Below are 7,740 nucleotides of genomic sequence, written 5' to 3' on the forward strand. Positions count from 1 at the left end.
CTAATCCTCCAAAACAGAGTTGAGATCGTCGTCATCCAGCTCACCAGATTCGAGCTCTCCCTCACCTGCGAGCGTTTCCAAAACCTCCCGGCGAAGTTCATCTTTGTCGACCGTATCCAGATCCCCAGCTTCCGCTAGTTCCTCCATGTCGAGTCCCAGTATCTCACTCAGAATGAACTGGTGGCGAGGGAACAAACGGAGTGAGGCAGTGAGTCGATCAGCCATCTCTGAGTCGATTGCCCCCATCCGAGATCGCTGAATAGTCTCTAGTGACTCGGAGATATTTTCAAGGTCATTTTGTAGCTCAGAAATTTGCTGCTCTAATTCGTTGATCTCCGCGCTCGTCGCTCCCGAATCACCCCCAGCCGAACCAGACCGTTCCGCCCGAATCTCAGAGATAACTTTCCGACCTTTGTCAGTCAACTCAACACTCCGCGGGCCGAACGCACCCGACTGCACAGTCGGAGGATGCACACGGAGCAACCCCATATCATCCTCCGCAAACCCCCGCCCGTTTTCTCCCTCACGAGCACGGTACGCGACCTGCGATTTGGTGAGGCTCGTTTCCTCGCGAATCGCACTCACATTCGCCGGTGCTTTACCGGGGTCCGTGTTGTCATAATCAGTAGGATTATTTTCTAAGTTCTGCACAGTCAACAGAAACTCAACGTCGGCGGGCTTGAATCCGTACTCGGTAAGCGCGGTCATATGATCTTAGTCTCCCTACAATTCGCAACAATATACAGGGGCATATTACTTGTGGTCAGCCAAACTCTATGTGTAGATCAGGGGGCTGAGTAAAGGGCATTAGATATTAAGGGCCTTTTAGGGCGTTTGATACTGGGTAGTAATTATTCAGGTACGTGCCAAGGGCATAATACCTGTCTCCCCACCAAATAGCAGATTATCAGGTGCATAGCAAGGACATTGATAGTTTGTATCCAGTATCCTGCCGCTGAAACAGGGGTTAGTAAAGTGTATCCGATATTAAGGGGCTATTGAGGGGCATTATACACAGCAGCCCCCCAACGACCGCACTAATAGACACGACACCCCCCCACGACCGATGCGAGAGAGAACACGGGGTCCGTCGTGTCACCCCCAACTCGATCCACAACGCACCGTCGACGACCGTGGACCGTGGAAACGACGACGCAAAACCCGACACGTCGATCACGCGCAGAACGCGCTCGACACCGCAACACGATCGTCGCCGTCGACACCAGAAGACGAGCTCGCGCACACTATCAGAAAGCCGAGAGAAACAAACCGTGGACCGTCGCAGTACCACCGCGAACACGAACACACAGAGAGACGATCGACGACGTCGCGAACAAGAACACACACGCGTCACACCGCGCGTGCTCGAACCCCGATCGAGAACGTGGACCGTCGCCGTCGACGACGCAGACGATGCCCGCACACCGAGTACGAGCTCGCGCTCTCGCATGATGAACCACGACGACGATCAGCCGCGACCACAACGCAACGCGACACAGCTCACAACCGACTCGACGACACACGCTGACCGCGCACCATCGCGTTGACCCCCAGTTCGTTGCATACACTTCACTATAGCAATAATCCGGACGTGGGGATGTACCTCAACATCGACTCGATCCACGAGTTCGACGCCGTCGATCACGACCGCACCAGCACCGCGAGCAGATCGCGTCGACCGCAGAATGTCCGCGTCGTGTTCGCGAGAGACGACCGTCGATCGCGTCGCGTTCGCACCGCACGTTGACCGTGGAATCTCGCGCTCTACACCCGCCGTCGATCGTCGTCGTCGCGAGCGTGGATCGTCGCCGTCGACGACGCAGATGATGCCCGCGCAGCGAGCCCGAGTCGCACTGACCGACCGACACGAACAGACGCACAGCACGACGCGTCGCGACCACCGCGACACCCGCGCACGTCGACGCCGATCCACCGCGCTACACCCGAGTTTTATACAGTAAAAAGTATTCAGTAATAATGCGTACGTGGGGTGTGTGCCTGACACCGTGTTCTCACGACGACGATCCCAGCAGAGACACGACCGCAGACAGCACCGCAGTGAGCACTCGTCGCGACCGCCGACAACACCGCGACAGCACCGCGAGAGACGACCGTCGATCGAGGCGTGCCTACCGCGACAGCACGTCGCCGCGTGGACCGCCGCAGCCGAGCTCGCGTCTCGTCGACAGCGCGTGTGCCGCGCTCTCTCCCACCGTCGATCGTCGTCGTCGCGAGCGTGACACGAGCAATGAAGAAAACGCCGCGAGACTCACAGATAACCAAGCCGCCCAGATAGAGCTGAACGAGAGCTCGATTGAACGTGGCGGAGACGGCATCTTCATTTTCGAAGTCGAAGACGACGACGAAACCACCACGACCTCCCCTCAGAGAACCAGACAGTCAACGGCGAATAAGACTAACCGATATTAAAACACGCTCCAGTCCTCTTTTTTCATATGCTTGAGATGGAGATTGCTGGTAAACTACATCTAAATGAGGAGTCCTAGTTTGGTGTTGACGATCACATTAGAACCATATTGTCTGTGAAAATCGATAGAACACGTATGAGATAGTGTCAATTTATTCATTCAGGGTATAGAATTAAAATATTTGAAATCTAGGAGACACTGCCAAATAGAATAGCCGTGTTTTAACTACTATTTCAGTTATTCGATCCAACAGAGCAAAACATTGCTTGACCATTGACATCCTCCTCCGCGTGAACGCGGAGGGATCCCGAGCGTGGGAGTTTCAGGTTCGCAACCATGACTCCGATTTTTTCTTCGGGAAACGGTGTCCGACCGCTCTTCGTTAGTGCGCTCTTTCATCACGTGGCATCACTTCTCATGACCGGGACAGAACAGACGCGTCCACTGTGTGTCTGGCCAGTACTGTTCATTCTGGGCTCTGAGCCGGCGTTGAGTCGCTGATCCTGATACCATGCGCGGTTACTCTCGTAGCAACAGCAGATGGAACTGACCATACCGTCTCAGTGGGCACAGTCACCCCATCGATCGCGAGACAGACGAGTTTCCCTTGTCCTCGCCGCGCCGCAATGACAAATTCAAACCGACGTGATCGATTGTCAGTCGCAGTCACATGGATCGTTGAGAGCCCGTTCGCGCTCTCCCACGTTGTCGTGTCGACGACGCTAAGCTCGCCTGCAGGAGTGACAGTAGTCGAGCCACAGGCTGGACAGAACCCTTCGTGCGGGGCCGTTCCGAGGTACCCGTAATCAGTGTCGCACGCAAAGCAATGTTCCATGGTCTGAGACTAGTATCGGTCCATGATCGTCTCTGCAATATGTGCCCGACCGGAACATGCTGGACAGGCAACTACGTCGCCACCGTCTAACCCGAACACGGTCACAAATTGTTGTGAGACGTGTGCTCCGCAGTGGGCGCACTCCGGCATCGAATTACCCCAGCGAACCCTCCATCTCTAACTCGACGAGCCGGTTCAGCTCGACGGCATACTCGATGGGCAGCTCCTCCGTGATCGGCTCGATGAAGCCCGAGACGATCATCTGTTTCGCGTCGTCGTCGTCGAGGCCGCGCGACTGCAGGTAGAAGATGTCCTCGTCGCCGATCTTCCCGACGGTCGCCTCGTGGGCGACGTCGACCTTCGACTCGTTGATCTCCATGTACGGCATCGTGTCGGAGGTCGACTCGTTGTCGAACATCAGCGCGTCGCACTCCACCGCCGTCGAGGAGTTCTCGGCGCCGTCCGCGATGTGGACGAGGCCGCGGTAGTTCGTGCGACCGCCGTCCTTCGCGATCGACTTGGACTCGACGGTCGACTTGGTGTCTGGCGCGTTGTGGTACACCTTCGCGCCGGTGTCGATGTCCTGGCCCTCGCCCGCGAACGCGATGGTGATGTGGTTGTCGGACGCACCGCGGCCCTTCAGGATCGTCGAGGGGTACAGCATCGTCGCCTTCGACCCCATCGACCCGGAGATCCACTCCATACGCCCGCCTTTCTCGGCGATGGCGCGCTTGGTGTTCAGGTTGTACGTGTTCTTCGACCAGTTTTGCACCGTGGAGTACTGGACGTGCGCGTCCTCGCCGACGAACACCTCGACGCCGCCGGAGTGGAGGTTGAACGCGGAGTACTTCGGCGCGGAACACCCCTCGATGTAGTGGACCTCGGAGCCCTCCTCGGCGATGATGAGCGTGTGTTCGAACTGGCCCATCCCCTCGGAGTTCATCCGGAAGTACGCCTGCACCGGCATGTCGACGGTGGTATTTTCGGGGACATAGACGAACGAGCCGCCCGACCAGATGGCACCGTGGAGCGCGGCGAACTTGTTGTCACTCGGGGGGACGCACTTCGTCATGAAGTGCTCACGGACGAGCTCCTCGTGCTCTTGGACGGCCTCATCCATGTTACAGAAGATGACGCCCTTTTTTTCCCACCGCTCCTGCATGTTCTGGTAGACGACCTCCGATTCGTACTGCGCGCCGACGCCCGAGAGCGCATTCTTCTCGGCTTCGGGGATGCCTAGCTTGTCGAACGTGTCTTTGATATCGTCTGGGAGCTCTGTCCAGTCGTCGACGCCGGCGCGGACGTCGACGTCCGGGCGGATGTAGGGAACGATTTCGTCGACGTCGACCTCGCTCAGGTCCGGCTGTCCGGGCCAGTCGGTCGGCATCGGCATCTCCTGGAACTGCTTGAGCGCGCGCAGGCGGCGCTCCAGCATCCACTCCGGCTCGTCTTTGTCCTCCGAGATGACGCGGACCGTCTCCTCGGTGAGACCCTTTTCGCTTTTGAAGGCGGACTTCTCCTCCTTCTTGAACTCGAAGCGGGCCTCAGTGTTCGTCTCTTTGAGATCGTCTTGTTTTGAACTCATCAAAGTATTCTTCTGAGACTACGAATATAAGTGTGGTGCGCTGGAATACTCTTTAGTAACTTATAGTGGTTTCTTTAACGAAAGAGAATAACCTTACATAATTTAATTCAGTTCCACTATCCAGTAGAATTTAATATGTAGTGAAAGGGGGATTGCATGAACCGTCTCGGGATCAAGCCCCGAGACACCCGGCCTGCCCCGCCTGTAGAAACAGTATCATCGTCACTCGTTAGCAAGAACGACTCGACAGCACTGGATGGCCGCTTCGATGTGGCGGTCGGCGACGGTGTCGTCAGTTTTGTCAGCCGATTCAAGCAGTGTAGCAACTTGTCGAACCCGTTTTTGTCTGGTTTGCGTGTCAAGATCGTCACTAGTAGCATCGTGGGCGACGGCTTCAGCCTCTCCGAGCCAGCGGTTCGTCGCTGGCGGGACTGGGCGATCTGCGGTCGCAGTGAGATGGGTCGCCAGTGCGTCGGCCGCAGCCCGCGGATCGGTTGGAATATCGATTTCGTCCGTCATTGTTGGTGTATTGGCACCCACTGTGAAGAATTGTTGCGCCAAGTTATGTTCCGGGGCTCTGTTGAAATCCTTAGAAAGTGATAGATTCTGCCCCGGTTGTGGTCAGTACAGGGAACTCACGAATCACTCGGTGTAGGTTGTATGGTATCCAGTGTCGGGAATATTTGGTAATCTTTGGACAAGACTCGTTCGAGAGACACACCAGACGACACAAACCCGTACGCAACCGAGAGCGACTATGATCGGGTCGCTCCTCCGGATTGACGTCGTACTCTTCGTTCTCATCGGCGTGCTGGGCGGCGCACACTGTATTGGGATGTGTGGGCCGTTAGTGACAATGTACTCGAAGCAGATGACGCCGCAGCCTGACGGCGGGACGGTGACAGCCAACGACGGGCATGCCGGTCATCTCACGACCTACGAGGTTCGCCAGCACTTCCTGTTCAACGTCGGCCGGGCGACGACGTACGCAATTCTCGGGGCCCTCTTCGGTGCGCTTGGGAGCGCCGTGTTCGTCACGGCTGACCAGCTGACACCGATCGCTGACCTCCTGCGAGGTGTTGTCGGTCTTGCGGTCGGAGGGTTCATTGTGGCGACGGGCGTTCGGTATGTCATTGGTGGAAGCGGAGGCGATATTCGTATTCCTGGCGTCCAGCGCGTCACGTCGTGGCTCGCAACGAGAGTTCACCGACACGTGAACAGCCCGAGTATTGTCGGTCTCGGCGCCGTCCACGCGTTTCTCCCCTGCCCGATGCTGTATCCCGCGTATCTGTTTGCCTTCGCGAGTGGCTCCCCGACCACCGGTGGAATCGCTCTCGGTGCCCTTGGCATTGGGACAATTCCGGCAGTTTTCCTCTATGGGACCATTATTCAGTCGATTGACGTTGCCCACCGGCGAGGCGTTCATCGGCTACTCGGCGTGGTGTTCGTCGTGCTGGGGTACGTGCTGTTCGCGCACGGACTGATGGCACTCGGAGTTCACCTCCCACATCCGATGTTCCCGCATTACCAGCCTCTTGGGGGCGCGATGGGGCACTGACCAAGCACTGGATCCTTTTTTGGCTCGATATCGGCGACGGGCTCCAGTCAACAACGACGATGCGGAAAACGACGGTAGCTGGTCTCCCTGACCCCACAGTGTTTCTCTGCGATCTCAGAGAGAAACACCACGTTGACAACGCGCTCTTTCTCGTTGATGCTGGCGGACATCTCACATCTGCGTTCTCACGAACCTCGCTCCGATTTCAAATCACTCGTCATGGAAATCGAAATGCTGTCGAACGTGTCTTTTGAGAAGTAAAATGGCGAACGCCTTCATTTTTAAATACGTTCAGAAACGCAGAGTCGGCGGCGGCAGAATCGTGGCTCCGAACCTTCGCCGTCTGCTGGAACCGATACTTAAATTAACACGACCATGTCAATCGCTTGTGCTGATATACAAATAAACCGATAGGATCACAAGGAAAGCTTCCGCAACTTTCGTGATGGTGACAATTGGATTAATTGTTCCGTTCATGTAGAACGCTTCGACCCCCCAACCCTGGAACGGGAACAGCGCAAGGATTGTCACTAATGAGTACACTGCAGCCGCGAGAAAAAACGAGCGTCGCCAGAACCGGGTGGAATACAGTGCTGCTCCGCCGAGGAAACCAAGTCCGTTGAGGACGAAGAGGACCGCCAGCACAACGCTCATCTCAATAGCCCGTGTCGTCGCCACGAGATGAATGATTCCCGTAATGAAAGCCAAAAGAATTGCCACATACCCGACCGGTTCCGACGGCCACTGAATAATACTGTTCGACTCTGTTGTATGGTTTGTACCCATGAGCACAATACCATTCGAGTATATAAAAGGTTACACGCTTATATAGGAACATGGGAATCGGCTGTCAGGGGATTCAAACTTCATTTCGAACAGATAGCTGTTTCAGAGATTAACCTCCGCTAACAGCAGCCGTCGTCGTCGCCACCGCAGACGCTGCCGTAGTCGATTCCGGTCTCGTCGCCGATGGCCTCGTTACACTGCATCACCATCGTGGGGAAAGCGAACTCCGAAGAGGACTTTTTGGCCGCTGCGAGCTCTTCACCGAGCGCCTCGGCGGCCGCAACGACCTCGTCGTCCGTCACTTCGGATTCGCTGGCGTCCTGATCGGAAGCGCTCAACAGCACCCACCTCCGGTGGACCGCGCGAACTCCTCGCCGATCTCGTCGCTGATGGCGTCGTTCGCCCGCTGGAGCAGTTCAACTATAGTAGTCGATAGAACTTTTTACTCAGAAATATATGTTGCCTGTAATGGATCACCTCAACGAGATCTCTGTCGAAGAACTCCAAGAGGCGCTTGACAATGTTGATGGAAACAAGCCGACTCAAC

General features: G+C 56.2%; 8 protein-coding genes and 1 pseudogene. 2 read left to right on the plus strand and 7 right to left on the minus strand.

Features of this window, described 5'->3' with window-relative positions; translation table 11 throughout:
* A complete protein-coding gene (locus NO887_RS17330; protein WP_256419430.1) occupies window positions 1-708 on the minus strand; it encodes a hypothetical protein in 708 nt (235 codons plus the stop codon).
* Between the two features lie 889 nt (window positions 709-1,597).
* Between NO887_RS17330 and NO887_RS17335 the strand changes: the two genes are divergently transcribed.
* A complete protein-coding gene (locus NO887_RS17335) occupies window positions 1,598-1,747 on the plus strand; it encodes a hypothetical protein (protein WP_256419431.1) in 150 nt (49 codons plus the stop codon).
* A gap of 1,526 nt (window positions 1,748-3,273) precedes the next feature.
* Here the strand turns inward: NO887_RS17335 and NO887_RS18715 are convergent.
* The 3 genes from NO887_RS18715 to NO887_RS17345 all read right to left on the minus strand — a co-directional run bounded on the left by NO887_RS18715 (window position 3,274) and on the right by NO887_RS17345 (window position 5,368).
* The gene (locus tag NO887_RS18715; RefSeq protein WP_425601551.1) at window positions 3,274-3,414 is read right to left on the minus strand and encodes a DUF7563 family protein; all 141 of its coding nucleotides are present in this window, start codon (window positions 3,412-3,414) and stop codon (window positions 3,274-3,276) included.
* A 4-nt stretch (window positions 3,415-3,418) separates the two neighbouring features.
* Window positions 3,419-4,849: a Fe-S cluster assembly protein SufB gene (sufB, locus tag NO887_RS17340; protein WP_256419432.1), complete on the minus strand. Its 1,431-nt coding sequence runs from the start codon at window positions 4,847-4,849 to the stop codon at window positions 3,419-3,421.
* 222 nt (window positions 4,850-5,071) lie between these two features.
* Window positions 5,072-5,368 (minus strand): DUF8152 family protein, encoded by a 297-nt coding sequence (locus NO887_RS17345; RefSeq protein WP_256419433.1) that lies wholly within the window; start codon window positions 5,366-5,368, stop codon window positions 5,072-5,074.
* 238 nt (window positions 5,369-5,606) lie between these two features.
* Here NO887_RS17345 and NO887_RS17350 point away from each other — a divergent pair, with 238 nt between their 5' ends.
* The gene (locus NO887_RS17350; RefSeq protein WP_256419434.1) at window positions 5,607-6,407 is read left to right on the plus strand and encodes a sulfite exporter TauE/SafE family protein; all 801 of its coding nucleotides are present in this window, start codon (window positions 5,607-5,609) and stop codon (window positions 6,405-6,407) included.
* A gap of 378 nt (window positions 6,408-6,785) precedes the next feature.
* On the opposite strand, the gene NO887_RS17355 is transcribed toward NO887_RS17350, so the two are convergent.
* The 3 genes and pseudogenes from NO887_RS17355 to NO887_RS17365 all read right to left on the minus strand — a co-directional run.
* Window positions 6,786-7,193, minus strand: coding sequence for a DUF7475 family protein (locus NO887_RS17355; RefSeq protein ID WP_256419435.1), 408 nt, complete (start codon window positions 7,191-7,193; stop codon window positions 6,786-6,788).
* Window positions 7,194-7,312: 119 nt separating this feature from the next.
* Window positions 7,313-7,537 carry a halo-CC-star protein HcsS gene (gene hcsS, locus NO887_RS17360; protein WP_256419436.1) on the minus strand — a complete coding sequence of 75 codons (225 nt, stop codon included), beginning with the start codon at window positions 7,535-7,537 and terminating at the stop codon, window positions 7,313-7,315.
* Window positions 7,528-7,617: pseudogene (locus NO887_RS17365) on the minus strand (halo-CC-star protein HcsL); the annotation flags it as partial. The pseudogene NO887_RS17365 and the gene hcsS, both read right to left, overlap by 10 nt.
* Window positions 7,618-7,740: the final 123 nt, after the last annotated feature.

The sequence above is a fragment of the Halorubrum laminariae genome (assembly GCF_024494655.1).
Taxonomy (GTDB): domain Archaea; phylum Halobacteriota; class Halobacteria; order Halobacteriales; family Haloferacaceae; genus Halorubrum; species Halorubrum laminariae.

What these genes read in the sequence shown, in the direction of transcription:
- NO887_RS17345 (WP_256419433.1), bottom strand. Translation starts at nt 5,368, where the DNA reads ATGACGGACGAAATCGATATTCCAACCGATCCGCGGGCTGCGGCCGAC.
- NO887_RS18715 (WP_425601551.1), bottom strand. Translation starts at nt 3,414, where the DNA reads ATGCCGGAGTGCGCCCACTGCGGAGCACACGTCTCACAACAATTTGTG.
- NO887_RS17335 (WP_256419431.1), top strand. Translation starts at nt 1,598, where the DNA reads ATGTACCTCAACATCGACTCGATCCACGAGTTCGACGCCGTCGATCAC.
- sufB (WP_256419432.1), bottom strand. Translation starts at nt 4,849, where the DNA reads ATGAGTTCAAAACAAGACGATCTCAAAGAGACGAACACTGAGGCCCGC.
- NO887_RS17330 (WP_256419430.1), bottom strand. Translation starts at nt 708, where the DNA reads ATGACCGCGCTTACCGAGTACGGATTCAAGCCCGCCGACGTTGAGTTT.
- NO887_RS17350 (WP_256419434.1), top strand. Translation starts at nt 5,607, where the DNA reads ATGATCGGGTCGCTCCTCCGGATTGACGTCGTACTCTTCGTTCTCATC.
- NO887_RS17355 (WP_256419435.1), bottom strand. Translation starts at nt 7,193, where the DNA reads ATGGGTACAAACCATACAACAGAGTCGAACAGTATTATTCAGTGGCCG.